General features: G+C 58.7%; 23 protein-coding genes. 11 read left to right on the forward strand and 12 right to left on the reverse strand.

The annotated features are described in order from the left end of the window. Position 1: 1 nt before the first annotated feature. On the reverse strand, positions 2-616 hold the full coding sequence (locus TU74_RS15155) for a recombinase family protein (protein ID WP_048376970.1): 615 nt from the start codon (positions 614-616) through the stop codon (positions 2-4). Positions 617-1,006: 390 nt separating this feature from the next. Between TU74_RS15155 and TU74_RS15160 the strand changes: the two genes are divergently transcribed. Next, entirely contained in the window at positions 1,007-2,515 is a 1,509-nt protein-coding gene (locus TU74_RS15160; protein WP_048376971.1) for an AAA family ATPase, read from the forward strand. Positions 2,516-3,253: 738 nt separating this feature from the next. Beyond that, on the forward strand, positions 3,254-3,769 hold the full coding sequence (locus TU74_RS15165; RefSeq protein WP_241485572.1) for an Hcp family type VI secretion system effector: 516 nt from the start codon (positions 3,254-3,256) through the stop codon (positions 3,767-3,769). Between the two features lie 244 nt (positions 3,770-4,013). Here the strand turns inward: TU74_RS15165 and TU74_RS25105 are convergent, their stop codons facing one another. The 4 genes from TU74_RS25105 to TU74_RS15185 all read right to left on the reverse strand — a co-directional run bounded on the left by TU74_RS25105 (position 4,014) and on the right by TU74_RS15185 (position 6,444). Continuing rightward, complete coding sequence (locus TU74_RS25105; RefSeq protein ID WP_420912168.1) at positions 4,014-4,373, reverse strand: hypothetical protein; 360 nt, start codon at positions 4,371-4,373, stop codon at positions 4,014-4,016. Positions 4,374-4,400: 27 nt separating this feature from the next. Continuing rightward, positions 4,401-4,757, reverse strand: coding sequence for a DUF6572 domain-containing protein (locus tag TU74_RS15175; RefSeq protein ID WP_047291710.1), 357 nt, complete (start codon positions 4,755-4,757; stop codon positions 4,401-4,403). A gap of 74 nt (positions 4,758-4,831) precedes the next feature. Next, positions 4,832-5,095: a bacteriocin immunity protein gene (locus TU74_RS15180; RefSeq protein WP_047279765.1), complete on the reverse strand. Its 264-nt coding sequence runs from the start codon at positions 5,093-5,095 to the stop codon at positions 4,832-4,834. Next, entirely contained in the window at positions 5,092-6,444 is a 1,353-nt protein-coding gene (locus tag TU74_RS15185; RefSeq protein WP_053070017.1) for an S-type pyocin domain-containing protein, read from the reverse strand. The genes TU74_RS15180 and TU74_RS15185 overlap by 4 nt, the downstream gene beginning before the upstream one ends. A gap of 249 nt (positions 6,445-6,693) precedes the next feature. On the opposite strand from TU74_RS15185, the gene TU74_RS15190 reads away from it, so the two are divergent. Both TU74_RS15190 and TU74_RS15195 read left to right on the forward strand, forming a co-directional pair. Further along, entirely contained in the window at positions 6,694-7,164 is a 471-nt protein-coding gene (locus TU74_RS15190; protein WP_047272892.1) for a hypothetical protein, read from the forward strand. 274 nt (positions 7,165-7,438) lie between these two features. Then, positions 7,439-7,735 (forward strand): DUF3077 domain-containing protein, encoded by a 297-nt coding sequence (locus tag TU74_RS15195; protein ID WP_230683743.1) that lies wholly within the window; start codon positions 7,439-7,441, stop codon positions 7,733-7,735. A 6-nt stretch (positions 7,736-7,741) separates the two neighbouring features. Here the strand turns inward: TU74_RS15195 and TU74_RS15200 are convergent, their stop codons facing one another. The 3 genes from TU74_RS15200 to TU74_RS15210 form a co-directional block, all read right to left on the reverse strand. After that, positions 7,742-9,025: an arsenic transporter gene (locus TU74_RS15200; RefSeq protein ID WP_048376973.1), complete on the reverse strand. Its 1,284-nt coding sequence runs from the start codon at positions 9,023-9,025 to the stop codon at positions 7,742-7,744. Between the two features lie 17 nt (positions 9,026-9,042). Beyond that, positions 9,043-9,396, reverse strand: coding sequence for a metalloregulator ArsR/SmtB family transcription factor (locus TU74_RS15205; RefSeq protein ID WP_047279767.1), 354 nt, complete (start codon positions 9,394-9,396; stop codon positions 9,043-9,045). 64 nt (positions 9,397-9,460) lie between these two features. Further along, the gene (locus TU74_RS15210; RefSeq protein ID WP_047272888.1) at positions 9,461-9,709 is read right to left on the reverse strand and encodes a DUF1272 domain-containing protein; all 249 of its coding nucleotides are present in this window, start codon (positions 9,707-9,709) and stop codon (positions 9,461-9,463) included. 210 nt (positions 9,710-9,919) lie between these two features. Here TU74_RS15210 and TU74_RS15215 point away from each other — a divergent pair, with 210 nt between their 5' ends. Both TU74_RS15215 and TU74_RS15220 read left to right on the forward strand, forming a co-directional pair. Then, a complete protein-coding gene (locus tag TU74_RS15215) occupies positions 9,920-10,525 on the forward strand; it encodes a biliverdin-producing heme oxygenase (RefSeq protein WP_048376999.1) in 606 nt (201 codons plus the stop codon). After that, entirely contained in the window at positions 10,522-12,759 is a 2,238-nt protein-coding gene (locus TU74_RS15220; RefSeq protein WP_048376974.1) for an ATP-binding protein, read from the forward strand. Before TU74_RS15215 ends, TU74_RS15220 begins: the two co-directional genes overlap by 4 nt. Positions 12,760-12,819: 60 nt before the next feature. Here TU74_RS15220 and gltS read toward each other — a convergent pair whose 3' ends face one another. From gltS to gabP, 4 genes are all read right to left on the reverse strand, one after another. Further along, complete coding sequence (gene gltS, locus TU74_RS15225; RefSeq protein WP_047291719.1) at positions 12,820-14,028, reverse strand: sodium/glutamate symporter; 1,209 nt, start codon at positions 14,026-14,028, stop codon at positions 12,820-12,822. A 57-nt stretch (positions 14,029-14,085) separates the two neighbouring features. Further along, entirely contained in the window at positions 14,086-15,024 is a 939-nt protein-coding gene (gene hutG / locus TU74_RS15230; RefSeq protein WP_048376975.1) for a formimidoylglutamase, read from the reverse strand. Between the two features lie 19 nt (positions 15,025-15,043). Continuing rightward, positions 15,044-15,769: an IclR family transcriptional regulator gene (locus tag TU74_RS15235; RefSeq protein WP_047279770.1), complete on the reverse strand. Its 726-nt coding sequence runs from the start codon at positions 15,767-15,769 to the stop codon at positions 15,044-15,046. Positions 15,770-15,964: 195 nt separating this feature from the next. Continuing rightward, a complete protein-coding gene (gabP, locus tag TU74_RS15240; protein WP_047272883.1) occupies positions 15,965-17,356 on the reverse strand; it encodes a GABA permease in 1,392 nt (463 codons plus the stop codon). Positions 17,357-17,901: 545 nt separating this feature from the next. Here gabP and TU74_RS15245 point away from each other — a divergent pair. From TU74_RS15245 to TU74_RS15265, 5 genes are read left to right on the forward strand one after another with little or no spacing between them, the layout of a single operon-like run. Continuing rightward, positions 17,902-18,675 carry an ABC transporter ATP-binding protein gene (locus tag TU74_RS15245; protein ID WP_047291721.1) on the forward strand — a complete coding sequence of 258 codons (774 nt, stop codon included), beginning with the start codon at positions 17,902-17,904 and terminating at the stop codon, positions 18,673-18,675. 13 nt (positions 18,676-18,688) lie between these two features. Beyond that, positions 18,689-19,441, forward strand: coding sequence for a transporter substrate-binding domain-containing protein (locus TU74_RS15250; RefSeq protein ID WP_048376976.1), 753 nt, complete (start codon positions 18,689-18,691; stop codon positions 19,439-19,441). Between the two features lie 57 nt (positions 19,442-19,498). After that, complete coding sequence (locus TU74_RS15255; protein ID WP_048376977.1) at positions 19,499-20,191, forward strand: ABC transporter permease; 693 nt, start codon at positions 19,499-19,501, stop codon at positions 20,189-20,191. Continuing rightward, a complete protein-coding gene (locus tag TU74_RS15260) occupies positions 20,191-20,880 on the forward strand; it encodes an ABC transporter permease (protein ID WP_047272879.1) in 690 nt (229 codons plus the stop codon). Before TU74_RS15255 ends, TU74_RS15260 begins: the two co-directional genes overlap by 1 nt. Beyond that, on the forward strand, positions 20,861-22,093 hold the full coding sequence (locus TU74_RS15265; RefSeq protein ID WP_048376978.1) for a methyltransferase: 1,233 nt from the start codon (positions 20,861-20,863) through the stop codon (positions 22,091-22,093). Before TU74_RS15260 ends, TU74_RS15265 begins: the two co-directional genes overlap by 20 nt. Positions 22,094-22,106: the final 13 nt, after the last annotated feature.

The raw sequence follows: 22,106 nt of genomic DNA on the forward strand, positions 1-22,106 counted from the left end.
CTTACGCCTCGCATTCGCCCAGCGAGTCAACGACCTTTTGAGGCTGTGGCGAAATGACAGCTACGCGACGGGCGCGCTTAACGGACGCAGGTGAGATTCCGAAGTGCTCTGCTGTGGCACTGATGCTCGCGTTGTTCTTCTCACGCCACCGGACCACTTGCAGGTCATCAATAACCTTTTCCCGCCCCAGGTTTTTACCTTCGGCCTTAGCCCGCTGGATGCCAGCCATTTGCCGGTCTTTGATATTTACACGCTCAAGCTTGGCCATAGCGGCAAGCATAGTGAGCATCATCTCTCCCATTGGTGTGCTCATATCGAAGCCTTCACGCAGCGAAACAACTGCTGCGCCCTTATCCTTAAGGGCCGTCACCGTCTCCAGCACGTCGATTGTGTCGCGGCCCAATCGGTCAATCGCGTAGACCACTATGGTGTCGCCCTGACGGGCGTAGCTCAGTAACTCACCCATGCCCTTCCTGGCACTGGCTTTGATGATCCCTGACGTCGCCTCGTCAGCAAACCAGCGGTCCACCTTGAAGCGCTGCTCTATGGCCGCCCGCTGGGTACTCGTTGTTTGATCCCCAGAGCTGACCCGGAGATAGGCGATTGTTTCAGACATAACACCTCCTGGCTCAAAACGTATGGCTCACAGCCTACCGAATGGCTCAAATAAATTCAACAGCAATGAGCCACCCTTGACCCCTACGCGCCGGCATGGCTCACAAGGTTCACGTTATGAGCCAGACAGGCTACCCCTACTCTGCCACCAGACCTTGAATCTCGATTTCGCTCGCCTCGACGCGTGTTCACAGTCAAAATGGCACACTGCCGGGGAGTACGGGGGTCACATGCTTGTGACGTTGTTTATAGAGGGCACTCAAATTTTTCGCCCAAAAAATGAAAACACCTACTTCTGCAATAGACGAACCACTCAGAAATTTAAAAACATATTTTTATACAGAACTGCTCTTCACTGGATATATCCAATTAAACAGGGACACAATGCAAGATGCCAATCAGCCAGCAAGTCATACATGCTCTAAGAATTGAAAAACTTAAAGGAATCTCCTTGCTGGATGAAATTCGATTTGATGAGAAACCGCTAACTGCCATTCTCGGCCCGAATGGCTGCGGCAAGTCCACAATCTTGCATGCTTTAGCTTGCTGTTACAGCCCTACGGAAGAAGGTCAACAAAACTGGCAATTTCGTGACTTTTTCACGCCGACTACGGATGCCACATGGACGGGAAGCGCCTTAAGAATGGTTCACTCATTCAGAGATGGAGCTATCGAGTTTCAAAACGTCGTCACGGAATATAGAAAAAACGTTGACCGATGGTCTCCTCGTTACGCAAGACGCCCAGGGCGATACTTACGCTTCATTGGCATCAAGTCTTGTGTACCCCGCATTGAACAAGAGACCTACACGTCAACAATAACATATAGGACAGAAGCTCATGTTGACTCGGCGCTCATTATGGCCAAAATGGGGACAGTCTTTAATCGCGCTTACAACGAGCTTAACATTCATCAAGCAAGTTCTGGGCGTCGATATCCGGGATTAGCCTTGGACGGCACTCGATACTCAGCGCTCGCAATGGGAGCTGGCGAACAGCGGGTCTTAGAGATCCTATCTGCTGTCTTCAATGCACCAAAGTACGGTCTTATATTAATTGACGAGATTGACTTGCTGTTACATACAGCGGCACTTACCCGCCTGACAGAAATACTTTTTGATCGAGCAGTGGATAAGTCTTTGCAGATTATATTTACCACACACAGAGAGGCAATTCTTGACCTCAAGGATAAGATAAGCATAAAGCATATCCATACGATTAAAGAGATACCCAAGACATATTGCTTCTCAAACACGAAGCCTGACGCACTTAGGCGACTAACCGGACAGCAGGATCGTCCGTTGGAAATATTCGTTGAGGACGAAATGGCCCTTGCCATAGTCGAGCATGAATTATTTCGACTTGGCATGAAAAGAGTCGCGAATATCACTCCTTATGGAGCAGCCACTAACTGCTTCACTTTAGCCGCCGGTCTTATTTTATCCGGAGGCCATAACCCGGAGAGTCAGTTATTCTTACTTGATGGGGATGTGTACGCCACTCGAGAACTCCAGCTTGAGCGCGCTAATGCAGTGCTAAGCGGGACAGAAGACTACGCGGTTGCACGTCGGCAGAATTGTCTTGCGGGAATAAAGAAACTCTGCGCTCAAAATGGCATACCACTGGCACCGGAAGCCCAACTACACAGCATGATTCGATCTCTTCCCCAACAGGAGGATAATGGCTTTAATGAAATAATAAACCTCGCGGCGGAAATCGAAGCTGTAGATGACACCCATTCACTCATCGAGCTTATTATTCGAACCCTTAATGTGCACCGCCCAGTAGGTCTCAGTACCATTGTTAAAGTTGCAGCTCTATCGCCAGCTTGGGAGCCCTATGTCGCAGAACTACGGGATTGGCTTACGGACCGGCGACCTGGGCTCATAGAGGTGACATGATCCGGACAGCAGAGCGTGTGTCTGGGTACACAAATCGAGTACACTACCTACAAGGCGTCCTCTTCGAAGGCACGTCAAATCAGGGCTTACAGGTCTTCAGATAGTTTCGGCGGTTCGATTCCGTCTCTGGGCACCAAAATACCGAGAAACCCCCAAGGAACCATGTGTCCTTGGGGGTTTTTTATTGCCTGCGATTTTAGGGTTGCTGGACCATTTCTGGACCAAGGCGCTTTAGGCGTGGGATTGAAAGCCGTCCAACTGACTTTCGGTACCAGCCCCAGCACTGAATAGTTTTAATCTGAATACAGTTTTCAGCTTGAGAGCCTCCCTCAGACACGCCGAGACGTCGGCCACGCTGCCCGCCCCCACGCAGCCCTTTCGTTTCCCCAGGCGCGCCACAGGGCCTCTAAGCACTTTACCGCCTCGCGCCCCAGACACTTGCAAGTCACGCGGTATGCGCGGCGGCAGGACGCTACAGCACATATCAAGAACCGAGAATCAAGACAAACGAGCGGCTCTCCCTCTCAAGTGAAAAGCCCAATAGCGTTGACCCTCCTTTTTAGTTCAAGCGCCTACCTGCCCCCAGGCTTACCTGGCCAGATCTTTTACCAAGTCGCTGGATCGAATCTCGACATATTCGTATATCTTTTCGGAACCCCCCTACATCACGCCTGAAACCCTTGTAATAGGATGCTCGGCTGACTAAAAGGAGTGTCACGTATGGCTAACCACGGCTAAATGACGATCACCGGCAAGGCTCAAGGATTGATTTCAGCGGGTTGTTCAACCCAGGATTCTATTGGCAACAAATGTCAGACAACGCACGCAGACGAAATCATGGTGCTGTCTTACAGCCACAACATGGTCAATATTGGAAATATTAATAAACCGACACACAACCCTATTATCATCACAAAAAATGTTGATAAGTCATCTCCCTTGCTAGCTCAAGCGCTCTCAAGTAGAGAAGAAATAAACTGCATCATCAGTTTTTACCGCGTCTCTTCCTTTGGCATGCAGGAAAAATTCTATTCTATCTCGATCAATGGTGGAATTATTGCTGACCTGACACTTGAAATGCCGCACGCTATTTTGCAGCACGACGCCGAACCGCAAGAACATGTCGCCATCCGTTACCGAGATATTACTTGGACCCACCACGCTGCTGGCACCAACGGATATGGCACATGGGGGCTTGAAATACATACGGATTTCCAAACAGGAAAGCAGATCTACCAAGAGGCCACGAAATGATTGTGTGGGCTTTCCCTGCGTTGGCCGTTTGCGGTATGCTTTTCGCCTACTTTCTAAAAATATACCTCTCAGGAAACAACTTAAATAATATTAAGTTATTTTTCTGCCTCATATTTAACGGCCTCTTTGTCGTGCCTTATATAGACATTATTGAAAATAATGATTTTCTATCTTTAGGACACAGGCCCGATATAATTTCAGAGCACCCATTCATTGGCTGGATTGCTTTTTCCTGCATATTTATTCATTCATTTTCACTACCGGTTAAGCGGCAAGTTAAATGGTTTTTTTCACGAAAGTAAACGAGGCCCTGTACGAAAAGTAATGTCGTAAACATCGCATGGCGCAGGCCAGCGAGACCATCGCCGCATAACTTTTCGCGCGTTTGTCGAAGCGTATAACGATGCGGCGGTTCTCCTTCAGCCAGGCGAACACGTATACGTCCCTCTTTAAGCGTCTGGAGCTGTTCTTCGGCATATAGGCTGCTGTCGCCCAAGCTGGATGGCCACAGCAATGCAACCACGCCCACCAAAGTACCAACAGCAACACCCGTGGTGGGCCCGGACGCCACCGCGCCAGCGGTGCCAGTAGCCACACCAGCCAATAGAAGTGATCCCAGTGAAGCGGGTCGTCACCTATTGCGAATTTTCTCGCTTTCTTTCAGCACGAACTCAAAGCCGATACCTGCACCTTTCAGTAGGTCAGTAACTCGGTCTATAAAGGTTTGGCCTTGTGCTGGCAGCTCATACAAACCGTTAACTCGGATGATGGGTAGCTTGTCTTTCGCGGGCGGGTAGCTTTCCAATAACTCTGCGCTCTCAATGAACGCAACGTAGCTGTTGATCTTTTCTTGAAGCAGTAGCAGGTGTTCGCCTTGTTGCGCTTTATCACCCCACTCAAGGTGGTCAGTGATTACCAAAATTACGTTTTCAGGCTCCCACTCGGGCACCGCAATAATATCGACTACTTTTGTTTCGGTGATGGACATGTCTGCCCCCTCAGAGGCTGGGGTTGGGTCGAATGATGTCAATTCTGGTGCCTCCGGGGAAGCCGGGTTTTCCTTTACCTACAACCGTACCTGAATCCCGGCAAGCCTTGAGCAGCGCGCCATTTTTTGAGTGTGCGCGTGATGCCTTCGGCTGAGTCGTCAGCATCGTCCTCGGGGAAAAATATCAAGTCCGAGCCTGCTGGATGTTCACAGATCGTGTTGAAGTGATGCACGAGCCTGTTCTCTTCCTCTTCGCTTGCGTCGTTCCCGATAATGCGTTGAAGCAGCTCTATGAATTCCTGTTCGGTGTAGTCGGAAACACTGTTTTTCAAAATCATTGTCTGTCTTCCTTGTGAATCGCTACGTGTCGTTTTGGCGTCATTATTGCGAGGTTGTCTACGTCGTACACCGCGCCGCCATGCTGAACGTTTTCAATATGATGGATCTCGTAGCGAGCGTTTTCACCGTTGTGCTCTGGTCTTTGAGCGAAGGGGGCTTTGCCATTTCGTAGTTTGTTTTGGTTCGTGAGCTTGAACTGGCTCAATAGCGCTGGGTCATTGCCCACGGCAGTCCAGAATGCCTTCCTGAAAGCATCGAAGCTGCTAAAGCGTTTGCCGATAAGTTGACTGGCAATACTTGTGGGTACGGGCGCTCCGAGTCCAGAACTCGCCCTGGCTAACCAGAGGCCCGTCACATCTTTCCCCTGTCCTGTAACGGTACCGGGGGCAAGCCGGACATTCATCACGATGTACAGCGGCTGAATGCCAGAGTCAGCCGGGAACACAAGGATGAAGTCTTTGTACTCGGGCGGGTAGATCGGGTTGACGATGATGCTATCCGCTTTCTCAGATGGCGGATAAATCCAGATTTGTGGGGCTTGAGGTGCACCCTCTAACGCTGGAGTACCTAAGGTGTTGGACGGGTCAGCGGCGGGGGTCCATATCAGGGTTACGCCATCGCCCAAGTCAGCCACTTGCCGGGAGCCTTGGGCAACGAACTGCACCACGGGAATCATTTCCCAGTCGCGGCGCTTCTGGGTGTTGTACCCGTACCCCTTCAAGGTGCCATCGGCCTGCTGCTCAACGTGCAGGCGAACACGTATACGTCCCTCTTTAAGCGTCTGGAGCTGTTCTTCGGTATATAGGCTGCTGTCGCCCAAGCTGGATGGCCACAGCAATGCAACCACGCCCACCAAAAGACCCGCAGCAACACCCGTGGTGGGCCCGGACGCCACAGCGCCAGCCGTGCACAAACCCCCACAAGACACACCGCCAGCGGTGCCAGTAGCCACACCACCCAATAGAAGTGTTCCCAGCGACGAGGGTACGTAGCCGCTGATTTTCTTAAGGGGAATGTTTCCTTGTGCATCCGTTTCACGGCCACCCAGCAAGGCAAACTCGCCATATTGGCTAACCGGATCGGTGGGGATGGCTCCGCCGGGACTGATGTAGTTAATGGTCCCTTCTGGCAGCGTGCAACGCTTGGCAAAGACGCATCCGCGTGAGGCCACCACATCCGGCTTCTTGATCGAACGCCTGCGTGCGTCAGCTTCCCGCTCGTTCCGTGCATTCGCCGCCAGTGTTCTGTCCCAAGCGGCCTGTGCTTGCTCTGTCGCCTCCCCATGTCGCCGGTTGCCGTCTATCCCATTACATCCCAGGGTATTGGGGAAGATGTTCTTAACCGCCATAACACCGCCTCTGCAATTTGACGATCCGTATTCACCGCCTAAGTGCAACAGGACGCTACTTCACAGGTGTTTGGCTTGTCGGTAGGAAGATTCTCAAGATTTATAAAAAGTCGTCTATCAGGCCTACCGGTTGTGGCCCGGGTTTACAGGGGTGAAGGGAGATAGAGCACGGATAACCAGCCACTTCGCTTGGCGATTGCGAAGAGATGGAGTTCAATCCTCTCCTCAGCCTCCACAGGACACACGTTCATGGCAACGCCAAAGAAACAGCACAAGCACGCGCAGCGGGCTAAGTCCAAAGCCAAACAGAATCGCATGGGCAAGCCGGCGAAAGCCTCGGCTTCGGCCCTGATCGATCATCCGTTCGATGACGTCAAAATCGACCTCAGCACTTTCGACTTCCAGGACATCAAGGAAAACGGCTTCGAGCCTGAGGATTTCGACGACCTGTTCCAGGCCATGAAAGCCGCTGAAACCCGCGGCCTGCAAGCGATGTGCAGTGTGTTCCTGCAATACCCGGTGCTGGAGCTGGTGATTTCGGAAGAAGAGGAAGAGGACGCCACCGATTTTCTGATGGGCTTGCTGATTGCTTTCCGCATGACGGTGCACGGTGACGACGAAGACGCCGCGCTGGCATGGGTCGAAACCCCGGCCTTCCAGACCGCTTACGTTGAAGCCTCGCGCCTGCTGGCCGAGCGCAGCGCCCGCAACACGCTCTGACAGTCAGGCTGCGCGCCGGTGCGCAGCGCCCGATTTGCCAAGTCAGCGTGCGAGGGATAAAGTCCGCAGCGTCACGGTCAATCCCGTGGCCGGGCGTAGGAACCCGATTCAAAGTTGGCGCGTAGCGCCCAAGACTGTCTTTCCGGCGTTTTTTTATGTCCGGAATAACGCTCTATGGCAGCTGTGTGCGGGCAGACTTCGGTCTGGCCGGGTGCCAACTTTCCCGGTATTCCTACCCCGCACATGGCTGCCACCCAATCCCGTAGGAAGGAACGTGGCAGCTCTTACTGAAAAGTTGGAGACCTTCATGCCGCACCTCACCACCCCGCTCGCCTTCCACGAAACCGGCCCGGCCCATCACAACCACCTGCTGTTCAGCGTGACACCCGACATCCCCGCCGTTCACGCCTTGCACAGCGCCAGCGAACTGCTGTCCGCCGCCACCCACACGCTGGACGCAGCCGCCACCGGCACGCTGTGTATCGACGCCCATCAGGCGTTCCTGCTGAGCCACGCCTTGCGCGCGGTCAAAGCCACCGTGGACGCCCTCGGGCAGGCGCCCGCCGACTGACCGCCCTCAGCCACCCAACCGAACGGCCAGCGCCGCCAGGGTGATCAGCAACACGGGCACGGTCAGCACAATGCCGACTTTGAAGTAATACCCCCAGGTGATGCGGATCCCCTTGCGCGCCAGCACGTGCAGCCACAACAACGTGGCCAGGCTGCCAATCGGTGTGATTTTCGGGCCCAGGTCGCTGCCAATCACGTTGGCGTACACCATCGCCTCCTTCACCACGCCCGTGGCGCTGCTGGCGTCGATCGACAGCGCGCCGATCAGCACCGTCGGCAAGTTGTTCATGATCGACGACAACAGCGCCGTCAGCAGACCCGTGCCGAAGGTCGCGCCCCACACGCCATGTGCGGCGAAAGCGTCGAGCCAACCGGCCAGCGCCTGGGTCAGCCCGGCATTGCGCAGGCCGTAGACCACCAAATACATGCCGAGGGAGAAAATCACGATCTGCCAGGGCGCTTCCTTGAGCACCTTGCGGGTTGAAATCCGGTGCCCGCGTGCCGCGATCAACAGCAGCAAGGCGGCGCATAACGCCGAGATGGCGCTGATCGGGATGCCCAGCGGCTCCAGCGCAAAACACCCTGCCAGCAGGATCCCCAGCACCCACCAACCGGCCATGAACGTGGCGCGGTCGTGAATGGCGCTGGCGGGCGCATCCAGCTCGGCCGGGTCGTAGCGCGCCGGAATATCGCGGCGAAAGAACCACAGCAGCATGCCCAGCGTCGCCGCCACGCTCACCAGGTTGACCGGCACCATGACCGCTGCGTATTGGTTGAAGCCGATCTTGAAGAAGTCGGCCGACACGATGTTCACCAGATTCGACACCACCAGGGGCAAACTGGCGGTGTCTGCGATGAACCCCGCGCCCATCACAAACGCCAGGGTCGCCGCAGGCGAGAAGCGCAGCGCCAGCAGCATGGCGACCACAATCGGGGTCAGGATCAGCGCCGCGCCATCATTGGCAAACAGCGCCGAGACCAGCGCGCCGAGCAGCACCATAAAGGCGAACAGCCGCTTGCCACGGCCCTGCCCCCAGCGCGCCACATGCAACGCCGCCCACGCGAAAAACCCCGCCTCGTCCAGCAACAGGCTGATGATAATCAGCGCCACAAAGGTGCCAGTGGCGTTCCAGATAATCGACCACACCAAGGGAATGTCGCTCAACTGCACCACGCCAAAGGCCAGCGCCAGCACAGCCCCCATCGAGGCGCTCCACCCCACGCCCAAGCCGCGCGGCTGCCAAATGACCAACACAATCGTGAACACAAAAATAGCACTGGCTACCCACATCGAACTGTCCTCGCCGCTCAGCAGCACGGGTTGCGTAGCGGGCGGTCGCCCATGGCGCCCAGCCGTTGCACATCGCTGTGCAGCCAGGCCCGGTTGGCGTTGAGGGTGATGTCCAGCACCGCCGAGACCCACGCGGGCAAGGCCGGGTTGAGGCGGTAATACACCCACTGGCCCTGACGGCGATCCAGTAACAAGCCGCACCGGCGCAAGTGCGCCAAGTGCCGGGAGATTTTGGGCTGGCTGTCATCCAGCGCACACATCAACTCGCACACGCACAGCTCGCCTTCCTGCGCGAGCAGCAGCGCCAGCCGCGCACGGGTGGGATCCGCCAGGGCTTTGAACACCGACGGCGGGGAAACGGTTTGAGTCATGACACAGGACCTTACAGAGGGACGCCCGAATATATGGACTTCCATATGTAACGGCAAGCCCGCCTCAGGCGCCGGGTGCGCACCCCTGCGGTTTATTGACCCGCACCGTGGACGCCGGATGCCGGGCCAGCTTGCTGGCTGGACGACGCGGGCGAGGCAGCAGTTCACCGCCGCAGTTGGGGCACAGGCCGCCCAGCTTCTGCTCCGAACACGTCGCGCAGAAGGTGCATTCGAACGAACAGATACGCGCCTGGGAGGCGTCCGGCGGCAAATCGCAATCACAGCATTCACAGTTGGGGCGCAGTTCAAGCATGGTGATTCCTCGCAGTCACGGGGCCATATCAATACGTGTTCAGGTGTACCGTCGATCCTGTGCGGTGTCATTGGGGTCGCACAAGGTGCTGTCAATCTGCCAGAATTTTGGGCTAAGACCTGTCAGATTTATTGCACTTTTTTCATGCCATGGCTTCAGAAAGTCATGAGCGCCTATTTTTTGCGCACGCAGAGAGCCCTGTTACACGGCATGCCACCAGTCCAATCTCCCCCCGCCGCGCCCAGCGTCCTGAACGATCTGCGCGCCGGTACACACACCCTGCATGTTGCGCTAGAGCAACGGCTACCGTTTTTTTCAGACGCGCTCGACCTTGACCATTACACCCGCTTGCTGAGTGCCTATTTCGGGTTTTATCAGGCATTGGAAGACCGGCTGACGCACAGCGCGTTCATTCCGTCAGGGTTTGACCTGGCGGCGCGGCTCAAGACGCCTGCGTTGGTCCAGGACCTGCGGGCGCTGGGGGTAGACCCGCACGCGCTGCCCCGCTGCCAGCACCTGCCCACCGTGCGCAGCGAAGCCCAGGCACTGGGGGTTTTGTATGTGCTCGAAGGCGCCACGCTGGGCGGCAATGTGCTGCGCAAACGGGTGGCTGAGCATTTGGGCCTTGATGCCGATAACGGCGGTGCGTTCCTGTTTGTGTATGGCGAGGACACTGGCCAACACTGGAAAGCATTTATTGAATTTCTGGGCAGTGTGCCGCTCGATGCCACAGGGCGGAGCGAAGCCGCACAGGCTGCCTGTTCAACGTTTAGCTGTTTCGAGCAATGGCTCGATCGCCAGGAGGTTTTGCTATGAATTCACTCGACACTGAGGCGTTTGAAGCCCTGCTGGTCAATTGCGCCGACGAACCGATCCGCTACCCCGGCGCCATCCAGCCCCACGGCGTGCTGGTGACCTTGTCCGAGCCCGCGCTGTGCATCGAGCAAATCAGCCACAACGTGCAGGACCTGTTCGGCCTGAACCCCCATGCGCTGCTGGGCCAACCGCTGAGCATGCTCACCGGCCCGACCGCCGCGGCCGCCATTGCGCAGGCCGCCGGGTTCGTCGCGAACGTGGACGCGCCGCCGCTGGAGCTGGACATGCAAGGGGTTGCGTACGAAGGCCTGTTGCACCGCGAAAGCGGCGTGCTGGTGCTTGAGCTGGAACTCAAGCCAGACGCGTTACAAATCAAAAGCACGATGGACAAAGTGCGCAACCTGAGCCGCATGCTGCAACGCCTGCAAGCGGCCAAAACCTTGCCTGCCCTGTACGACATTTGCGTCGAGGAAATACAGGCCCTCACCGGCTACGACCGTGTGTTGATCTACCGCTTTCAGGAAGAAGGCCACGGCCAGGTGATCGCTGAAGCCTCGGCGCCGTCGATGGAGCTGTTCAACGGGATGTTCTTCCCGGCCTCCGACATCCCCGAACAGGCCCGCGAGCTGTATCGCACGCACTGGCTGCGCATCATCCCCAATGCCGATTACCAACCGGTCGAACTGGTGCCGCGCCTGCGCCCTGACACGGGCCAAGCGCTGGACTTGAGCGGCGCGGTGTTACGCAGCGTGTCACCGATCCACTGCCAGTACATGCGCAACATGGGCGTGCTGTCGTCCATGAGCATTTCGCTGATGGACGGGGAGCGGCTGTGGGGCCTGATCAGTTGCGGGCATCGTCAGCCGCTGCACGTCCCCCACGAGCTGCGCATGGCCTGCCAGACCATCGGCCAGGTGCTGTCGCTGCAAATCAGTGCCCTGCAAACCCTGGAAATCAGCCGCCAGCGCGAAGCCAAAATGGAGGCGCTGGTGCAGCTCAACACGGCCATGGTCCACAGCCAGGAACACGTGTTTGACGGCCTGGCCGCCGAGCCTGAGCGGCTGATGTCGCTGACCGGCGCCAGCGGCGTGGCGATCCTGGAAGACAAGGTGCTGCACCGTTACGGCGAGTGCCCGCCACCCGATGAAATCCGTGCCTTGTACCAGTGGTTCAAGGCGTCGGGCGAGTCGGTGCTGTCGAGCCATCACCTGTCGACGGTCTATGCGCCCGCCGCCGCGTACAAGGACATCGCCAGCGGCCTGCTGGCCATGACCCTGCCCAAGCCGGTGGACAACGCGGTGCTGTGGTTTCGCAAAGAGGTGAAGGAAAGCATCCCGTGGAGCGGTGACCCAAAAAAGCCGCTCAATCTGGAGCCCAGCGCCACGGGCCTGCGCCTGAGCCCGCGCACGTCGTTTGAGTTGTGGAAGGTCGAAATGGACGGTATTTCCAACAAGTGGAGCCATGGCGACCTGTTCGCCGCCAATGACTTGCGCCGTTCGGCACTGGAAAACGACCTCGCCCGTCAGGTGCTGCGCGAGCAACAGGCCGTGCGTGCCCGCGACGAACTGGTGGCCGTGGTCTCCCACGATTTGCGCAGCCCCATGACCATCATTTCGATGCTCTGCGGCATGATGCAAAAAGCCTTCAGCAGCGACGGCCCGCACACCTCGCGTCGTATTACCTCGGCCATCGACACCATGCAGCAAGCCAGCAGTCGCATGAACGTGTTGCTGGAAGACTTGCTCGACACCTCCAAGATCGAAGCCGGGCGCTACACCATCAACCCGCAGCCGCTGGACGTGGCGCAGATCTTCGAAGAAGCGCTCTCGCTGCTGGCGCCTCTGGCGCTGGACAAGTCGGTGGAACTGACCTTCAACGCCGAGCCCGACCTGAAGATCCACGCCGACCCGGAGCGTCTGTTTCAGGTGCTGTCGAACCTGATCGGCAATGCCATCAAGTTCACCCCGGCCGATGGCAAGATCGGCGTGGCGGCCATGTCCAATGGCGATGAAATCGTGTTCAGCGTGCGCGATTCGGGCAAAGGCATTGCGCCTGAGCAGTTGCCGCACATCTTCGAACGCTACTGGACAGCCAAGGAGGGCAACGCGACCGGCACGGGACTGGGGCTCTACATTTCGCAGGGCATCATTAAGGCCCACGGCGGCCAGTTGCTGGCCGAGAGCAAGCCCGGTGAAGGCAGCGAGTTCCGCTTTACCGTGCCCAAGGTTGCCTGACAGCCCTCAGGCCTTGCCAGCTCACCTTTAACCGGTAGCGAGGCAAGGCCTGTAGGCAGGTCAGGCGAAGGCGTTGATGAACCAGGTGATCATCGGGATTGCCACAATGTCGATCAACACTGCGCCACACAACGGCACGATGATAAAGGCTTTGTACGAAAACACTTTGTAGTGGTCGCAGATCGCGCCCATGTTGGCCACTGCATTGGGCGTGGCGCCCAGCCCGTGCCCCATGAAGCCTGCGCACAGCACCGCCGCGTCATAGTTGCCGCCAAACAGGCGGAACAGCACGAAGATGCACAGCAACAGCATGATCACCACCTGCACCACCAGAATCACCAGCAACGGCATGCCGAGCTTTTCCAGTTCCCAGAATTTGAGACTCATCATGGCCATGGTCAGGAACATGCCGAGGCTGACATCGCCGAGGGTGCTGACCGCATGGTCGGGCAGCTCTACCACCTGAGTGCGGTCGTTGAAGTTGCGTAGCAGGATCGCCACGAACATGGCGCCCACGTAGCTCGGCAACACGATGCCAAGGTGCTGTTGCAGACTGCCGCCCAGCCAGAAGCCCACCACCATGATCACCACGATGCAGGTCAGCAGGCGCAGCAGGGTCGGCGCGTCCAGTGCCGCAGGCGGCGTGTGGACAACCCCTTCGAAGGCTTTGAGGTCCCCGGCGTCTTCGGCTGTGACGCTCAGCGTGTTACGTTCGATCAACCAGCGCGCCAGCGGGCTGCCGAGCAAGCCGCCTGCCACCATGCCGAAGGTGGCCGCCGCCAGCGCGGCGGTGGTCGCCCCCACGGTGCCCAGGTCTTCGGCAATCGGGCCGAACGCTGCCGCCGCGCCGAACCCGCCTTCCAGCGAGACCGCCCCTGCCATGATCCCCAGCAACGGGTCGATGCCCAGCGCCTTGGCCACGCTCACGCCGACCACGTTTTGCACCAGCGCCAGCCCCCAGCACGCACCGAGGTAGATAAACAGCAACTTGCCGCCCTTGCGCAACAGCCCCAGGCTGCCGCCCAACCCGACGGTGGTAAAGAACGCCACCATCAACGGGGTTTGCAGGCTGGTGTCGAGGGTCAGGTCGAGCAGTTGCCGATCGCGCAGCAGCCAGATCAGCAAGGCAAAACCGAAGCCCCCGATCACCGGGGCGGGAACGCACAGTTGGCGCAGCCAGTAACTGCGTTTTTTCAGTTGGGCACCCAAGCCTAGCAGGAGCAACGCGAGAGCCAGGGTGCTCAGCGCATCCAGTTGGAATGTCAGCATGGCGAATTTCTCTTTTTTTTATGATTCAACAAGCGGGTTCAGGGACGAGCGAAAAACTTAATCAATCAGGCTGGCCAGCAGCCGTGCACCAATGCGGGCGGTTCGGTGGTCCAGGTCCAGACCGGGGTTGAGTTCGGCAATGTCGGCCATGCGCACTTTGCCGCTGGCCTTGGCGCGCCGCACCAGGTGTTCAACGATGTTCAGGTCGACGCCGTGTGCAGAGGGCGCACTCACGCCCGGTGCCTGGCTGGCAGGCAGCACGTCCAGACAAAGCGTGAGGTAGAGGTGGTCAACGCCACTCAAAAACTCATCCAGCGCGGCCTCCAGCGCGGGCATGTCCCAGCTGTTCATGTGCCGGTCGAGGCGGTAACGCACGTTCAGCCGCTCGGCCTGTTCGAACAGGGCCTGGGTGTTGTTCAACTGGCTGACGCCCAGGCAGCAATACGCAAACGGCATGTCGGCGCGCTGGCAGTACTCGGCGATTTGCCGGAAGGGCGTGCCGGAACTGCTTTGCTCGGCGTGGCGCAGGTCAAAGTGCGCATCAAAATTGAGAATGCCGATGCGCGGTGCAGGGGTTTGCCCGCGCAGGTAATCGGCCAGCCCGCTGAAACTGGCGAAGGCGATTTCATGCCCGCCCCCCAGCCCCAGCGGCAAATGCCCTTGGGTCAGCAGCTCAGTGACCTGCGCGGCGTAAGCGTGTTGTGCGCCTTCGAGGTCGCTGCCCACACAGGCCACGTCCCCGGCGTCATACAACGGCGCGCTGCCGTGCCAGGCCAGATTGGCCAGCGCCGAGCGCAAGGCCGGTGGCCCCAGACGCGCGCCCGTGCGGCCTTGATTGCGTTTGACGCCTTCATCACTGGCCAGACCAATGAGCGCCGCGCCCGCCGGCATATCCGGCGCCAGCGGTTTGATCCATTGATGCCAGCGCAGGGCGCCCTGCCCTTCGGCGGCGTCAATGCGGCCTGTCCACAGGGTCATGTCAGGTACAACGGTCATGCGAAAACTCCCATTACATTCAATCCAGGCGAGCGCTCAGGCGCAGCGCGACGTCCTGCGTCCAACGGATCAGGCGTTCGCTGCGTTGCTGGGCGCGAAAGGCGGGGGCCATAAGGCTGATGGCGCCTTGCAGGCGCTCGCGGCTGTCGATCAACGGGGCGCTGACGCCCCAGATGCCGTCGTCGATTTCACTGAGGCTGACGGCGTAACCCTGAGCGCGGATCTGTTCAAAACTGCGCTGGTAGTCGGCGCACGCGGGCGCGTCGACGCCCTGGCTGTGCAACAGGGCGAGGCTGTGAGCCGGGTCCATGTGCGCCAGCAGCACCCGCGCCGAGGCGCCGACCAACAGCGGCTGGGCCAACCCTTTCTGGTAACAGCAACGCAGCGGCTGCGGGCTGTCGACCAGTTCGATGCAGATCGCCTGGCCATTACTGGGCACCATCAGCGCCACGCTTTCTTGGCTCAGGTCGGCCAGCCGTTTGAGTTCGGGCTTGGCCAGCGTGACCAGAACCGCCTCGCGGTCAAATTTTTTGGCCAGTTGCAAACAGGCCGGGCCGGGCAGGTAGCGACCCTGTCCGTTTTCTTCGGCCAGCCCCCAACGCAGCAGGGTTTTGAGGTGGCGGTAAGTGCTGCTCAGCGGCTGGCCCAGTTGTGCGGACAGCTCGCGGGCGGAGATGGCCTCGCCGGATTGCCCCAGCGTGACGAGGATGTGCAGCAAGCGATCTGTTGGCGTGTTGTTGTTCATTGTCGGCCCCATGCTCTTGCTCGCATGGTGCACGGAGTTTCCCATTAGCTGAAATTGCATTCCCACAGAGTGAGAAATACCCCGCAGATAGTGATCAACGGTCATCCCGGTGGGCATTGTTCAACCCAAAAAAAAGACCGCCATCAGTGTCGATGGCGGCCTGGGTGGCACTCAGCCGGTTGTGCCGTCCTGGCGTCAGTTGAGTACCGGTGCCCCCATTTTTTCAATGCGTCGACGACGGGCGACCAGCAGGCCCGCCGTGACCACAAAGATGCTCAGCAGGCCGGTGGCGATGATCTCGACCTGATGCGCTTCCTGAAACAGCATGACGGTCAAAATCGCCACGATGAACACGATCACCGCCCAGGTCAGGCCCGGGAACAGCCACATTTTGAACGCGATTTTTTCGCCTTCGGCGGTGCGCTTTTGGCGCATGCGCAGTTGCGACACGGCGATCACCAGATACACCAACAGGGCGATGGCGCCGGAACTGGCGAGCAGGAATTCAAACACTTGCGACGGGGCGACGTAGTTGGCGAATACCGCGAGAAACGCCGCACCGGTGGACATCATCACCGCCCAGTAAGGCGTGCCGCTGGCGTTGGTGCGTTTGGCCACCGCCGGGGCGTCGCCACGATTGCTCAACGAGAACAGCATGCGCGACGAGGTGTAGAGCGCCGAGTTCAGGCAGCTGGTCACGGCGATCAGCACCACGATGTCCACGATCAGCTTGGCGTTCGGGATGCCCATGCGATCCAGTACGGTCTGGTACGAACCGACCTGCGCCAAGCCTGCGTCGTTCCACGGCACCAGCGCCACGACCAGGAAGATCGACACGAGGTAGAACAAGCCGATCCGCCAGATGACCGAGTTGGTGGCCTTGGTGATTTGCTTGCTGGGGTCTTTGGATTCGGCCGCCGCGATGGTGACGATTTCAGTGCCCATGAACGAGAACATGGTGGTCAGCATGGCAGCCAGTACCGCGCCCATGCCGTTGGGCATGAAGCCGACGGTGTCGACCAGATGGGAAACACCGCTGACCTGGCTGTTGGGTAACAAGCCGAAGACCGCCAGTACGCCCAAAATGATGAAGCCGATGATCGCCAGCACTTTGACCAGGGCGAACCAGAACTCGAACTCGCCGTAGTTCTTGACGCTGAACAGGTTGGTGGCGGTCAGCAATAAGGTGATGACCAGGGTAAAGACCCAGATGGCGGTGTCCGGGAACCACGCGTGCAAGATGGTAGCGGCGGCGTTGGCCTCCAGCGGAATCACCAGGACCCAGAACCACCAGTACAGCCAGCCGATGGTGAAACCGGCCCAGTGGCCAATGGCACGGTCGGCATAGGTGGAGAACGAGCCGGTATCGGGCGAGGCCACGGCCATCTCGGCCAGCATGCGCATCACCAGCACCACCAGCGTACCGGCGGCGGCGTAGGCCAGCAGCACGGCGGGGCCCGCCTGCGCAATGGCGTGACCGGAGCCCACAAACAGGCCGGCGCCGATGACACCGGCAATCGACAGCATGGTCACATGCCGTGGCTTGAGCCCTTGTTCCAGATGGTTAGAGGATTGCGTATTGCTCATTGCGACTACCTTTAATTGAAGCCATTCCGAGCACCTGCGTTGACATTCGTAAAAAGTAACCAACACAGGCGTTTCGAATCCTTGACGCAATAAGTGAGCCAAAATGTGACAAAGTGCCGTTTTCCGCGGGCTGCAAAGGTGCGCAGAAAAATACACGGGCGCTTTAGCGCAAGGCTTTCGATGAATTCGTTACCGTAACACTCAGTTACACCTACCGAAAACGCACCCAGATTACCCATTTGCGCCACACAGGCCCCAAACCTGTGCGCATCTTTGACCTTTAGTAGGTTCGTGCTTCCAACGAAGGGCCAAAACTGGCACCATCGCGACCTTTTTTACGCGATACCTGTCTGGCCCGAGGGCAAAACACCGGCTTAGTTGTTGTCTACGCGACAGTCTGCTGTCGCAATGCGACCCACGACTGCCCCCAGCCTTTTTTGTACCCCTGAGACGGTTGGTGGCCTTTGCAGCCCTATGCTAGCTTGGCCTTCGCCAGGACGGCCGCCCAATAGCAGGATCGCACCCGAACACAATGAGGACCGCACATGGCTCTGGCCACGCCCGCGCTTGAAATCCGCAATTTGCACAAACGCTACGGCGAGCTTGAGGTACTCAAAGGTATCTCGCTGACCGCACGCGACGGTGACGTGATCTCGATCCTGGGTTCTTCCGGTTCCGGCAAATCGACGCTCTTGCGCTGCATCAACCTGTTAGAAAACCCCCACGAAGGCCAGATCATCGTGGCCGGGGAAGAGCTGGCGCTCAAAAAGGCCAAGAATGGCGAACTGATTGCGGCCGATGGCAAGCAAATCAACCGCATGCGCAGCGAACTGGGCTTTGTGTTTCAAAACTTTAACCTGTGGCCGCACATGAGCATCCTCGACAACATCATCGAGGCGCCACGCCGGGTGCTGGGGCAGAGCAAAGCCGAGGCCATTGAAGTGGCAGAAGCGCTGCTGGCCAAGGTCGGCATCGCTGACAAACGCCACGCCTACCCCTCCGAGCTGTCCGGCGGCCAGCAACAACGTGCCGCGATTGCGCGCACGCTGGCCATGCAGCCCAAGGTGATTCTGTTCGATGAACCGACATCGGCGCTTGACCCGGAAATGGTCCAGGAAGTACTAAGTGTGATCCGCGCACTCGCCGAAGAAGGCCGCACGATGTTGCTGGTCACCCACGAGATGGGCTTTGCCCGTCAGGTGTCCACCGAAGTCGTGTTTTTGCACCAGGGTCTGATCGAAGAGCAAGGGTCGCCTGAACAGGTTTTTGATAACCCGGTTTCAGCGCGCTGCAAACAATTCATGTCCAGCAACCGCTAACGGAGCAACACGCATGCAGAACTATAAAAAGTTTCTTCTGGCCGCTGCCGCCACGCTGGTGTTCAGTGCGAACGCTTTGGCTGTGGATAAGTACAAAGTCGGCATTGAGGGGGCTTACCCTCCGTTCAATAACAAAAACCCTAGCGGCCAGGTCGTCGGTTTCGACTACGACATCGCCATGGCCCTGTGCGCCAAGATGAAGGTCGAGTGCGAGGTGGTGACCTCGGACTGGGACGGCATCATCCCTGCACTGAATGCCAAGAAGTACGATTTCATCGTGTCGTCGCTGTCCATTACTGAAGACCGCAAACAGGCCGTTGATTTCACCGACCCGTACTACTCCAACAAACAGCAGTTCGTGGCAAAAAAGGGGGTCGAGTTCAAAACTGACATCGACTCGCTCAAAAGCAAGCAACTCGGCACCCAGCGTTCGACCCAGGCCGCCACTTGGCTGGAAGACAACGTCGGTGGTGACATCAAGCTGTACGACACCCAGGAAAACGCTTACCTCGACCTGTCTTCTGGCCGGGTAGACGGGCTGCTGGCCGACAAGTACGCGATCTATGGCTGGCTGAAAGATGACCCGGCAGGCAAAGACTACGAGTTCAAAGGCAAGCCGATCAACGAAGACGACAAAGTCGGCATTGCGCTGCGCAAAGGCGAATCCGACCTGCGCACCAAGTTGAACCTTGCCCTCAAAGAAATCAAAGAAGACGGCACCTACAAGAAGATCAACGACAAGTATTTCCCATTCAGCATTGAATGACCTGCCTGACCGGCGCGCCGCAAGGTGGCGCCGGTCCCTAGCAAAGCCTGCCTATTTATGACTATCGACTTATACGGATTCGGCCCGGCGCTTGCCGCTGGCGCGCTGATGACCGTCAAACTGGCACTCACCGCGCTGTGTCTGGGCCTGGTGCTGGGCTTGCTCGGCGCACTGGCCAAAACCTCGCCCTACAAGCCGGTTCGCTGGCTGGGCAGCACTTATTCGACACTGGTACGCGGTGTGCCAGAGCTGTTGTGGGTGTTGCTGATTTATTTCGGCAGCGTGAATGCCGTGCGCGCGCTGGGCGAGTTCCTCGGCATGCCCGACCTGACCCTCAGCGCGTTCGCGGCGGGTGTCATCGCGCTGGGCTTGTGCTTTGGCGCGTACGCCACTGAAGTGTTTCGCGGCGCCATTCTGGCCATCCCCAAAGGCCATCGCGAAGCGGGCCTGGCGCTGGGCCTGACCAAGCCACGGATTTTCACCCGGCTGGTATTGCCGCAAATGTGGCGGATCGCCCTGCCCGGTCTGGGCAACCTGTTCATGATCCTGATGAAAGACACCGCGCTGGTGTCGGTGATCGGTCTGGAAGAAATCATGCGTCAGGCACAAAACGCCGTGACCTTCGCCAAACACCCGTTCACCTTCTACATGGTGGCCGCCGTGATGTACCTGGGCCTGACCGTGCTGGCCATGGGCACCCTGCATGTGCTTGAAAAACGCGCAGCGCGCGGCTTTGTGAGGAGAACGTAATGGTCTGGGAACTCTTCATCAAGTGGCTGCCCAAGCTGATTCAGGGCGCAACCCTGACCCTCGAACTGACCGCGCTGTCGGTGATCGCCGGCCTGATCGTCGCCATCCCGTTGGGCATCGCCCGTTCGTCCCGGCTGTGGTACGTGCGCTCGCTGCCGTATGCGTACATCTTTTTCTTCCGCGGCACGCCGCTGTTGATCCAGTTGTTTCTGGTGTATTACGGCCTCGGGCAGTTTGAAGCGGTGCGCGACAGCGTGTTGTGGCCGTACCTGCGCAGCCCGTTCTGGTGCGCGGTCATCACCATGACCCTGCACACGGCAGCGTACATTGCCGAGATCCTGCGGGGCGCCATTCAGGCCATCCCGCCGGGTGAAATCGAAGCCGCGCGGGCGCTGGGCATGTCGCGCTTCAAGACCCTGATCCACATTGTGCTGCCGCGTGCTGCGCGCATCGGCCTGCCCGCGTACAGCAATGAAGTGATCCTGATGCTCAAGGCCAGTTCGCTGGCGAGTACCGTGACCCTGCTGGAACTGACCGGCATGACCCGCACCATCATTGCCCGCACGTACCAGACGGTGGACATGTTCCTGATTGCCGGTGTCATTTATCTGGTCATGTCGTTTGTGCTGATTCAGGGCTTCAAGCTGCTGGAGCGCTGGTTGCGCGTCGATGCCTGCCAGGGCCGATAAGGCCGACGTGTTGCGGGGAGCGTCATTGCTCACCCGCTTCCAGGCGCTGGACCGCTGGCTCAACCAGCATCAACACCTGTGGCGCCCGCGGCCATTCACGCAGTTGACTATGCCGTGGGAAGCGCAACACCCCGAACTGGCGCAGTGGTTGCGCCAGCGTTCGTTACAGGACGCCGAAGACAGCCACAACCAACCGCATCATCTGCCCGCCCCTGCACCGTTTCCGGCGCTGGCGGCGATGTCGCGTGCCTTGAGCGCCGTGTCGGCCTTGCCGACGCAAGGGTTCATGCCGGCGCTACCGCGTTTGCAAGTCGACGTGCCGGGGCGTAAATGGCAGCAGATCGACGCCTTCGCTCAGTGCCTGACGTTTCAGACCCCGCCCACTCATTGGCTGGACTGGTGCGCGGGCAAAGGCCATTTGGGGCGCCGCCTGCTCAGCTCCGGGCAGCGATTGACGTGCCTGGAATACGACCCGGCGCTGATTGAATCCGGTCAATTGCTCAGCCAGCGTCACCGCCTCAACGCCCGGCACGTGCAACAAGACGTGCTCACGGCCGAGGCCGCCGCGCAGTTGACGGCCGACATGACCCCGGTCGCGCTGCATGCCTGTGGCGATCTGCACGTCCGGCTACTGCAACTGGCGAGCGCCGCCGGCTGTGGACAACTGGCACTCTCGCCGTGTTGTTACAACCGCATCAGCACCCCGACCTATCAGCCGTTATCCACAGCCGCCCGTGCCTCGGGCTTGTCGCTGAGCCGGGAAGACTTGAGCCTGCCCATGAGCGAGACCGTCACCGCAGGCAGCCGCGTTCGCCGCCAGCGCGATGAGTCGATGGCGCGGCGGTTGGGGTTTGATGTGTGGCAGCGGCAGGCGCGGCAGTGTGACGACTACTTATCCACACCGTCGTTACCGAGCACGTGGCTAAACAAGCCGTTTGCGGACTATTGCGAGGACTTGGCGGCGCTGAAGCACTTATCCACAACCGGCACCGAAGACTGGGCAGCGCTGGAAGCGGCGGGGTGGCAGCGGCTGGCGCAGGTGCGCAACCTGGAACTGGTGCGCGGCTTATTCCGGCGTCCGCTGGAGCTGTGGCTGGTGCTGGATCGCGCACTGTACCTGAGTGAAAACGGCTACGACGTGCAACTGGGCGCATTCTGCGACCGTCACCTGACCCCGCGTAACCTGATGCTGCTGGCGCAGCGCTGTGGATAACTGACGCCAGCAG

Origin of the sequence: Pseudomonas lundensis (genome assembly GCF_001042985.1) — a bacterium.
GTDB classification, from domain to species: Bacteria; Pseudomonadota; Gammaproteobacteria; order Pseudomonadales; family Pseudomonadaceae; genus Aquipseudomonas; species Aquipseudomonas lundensis.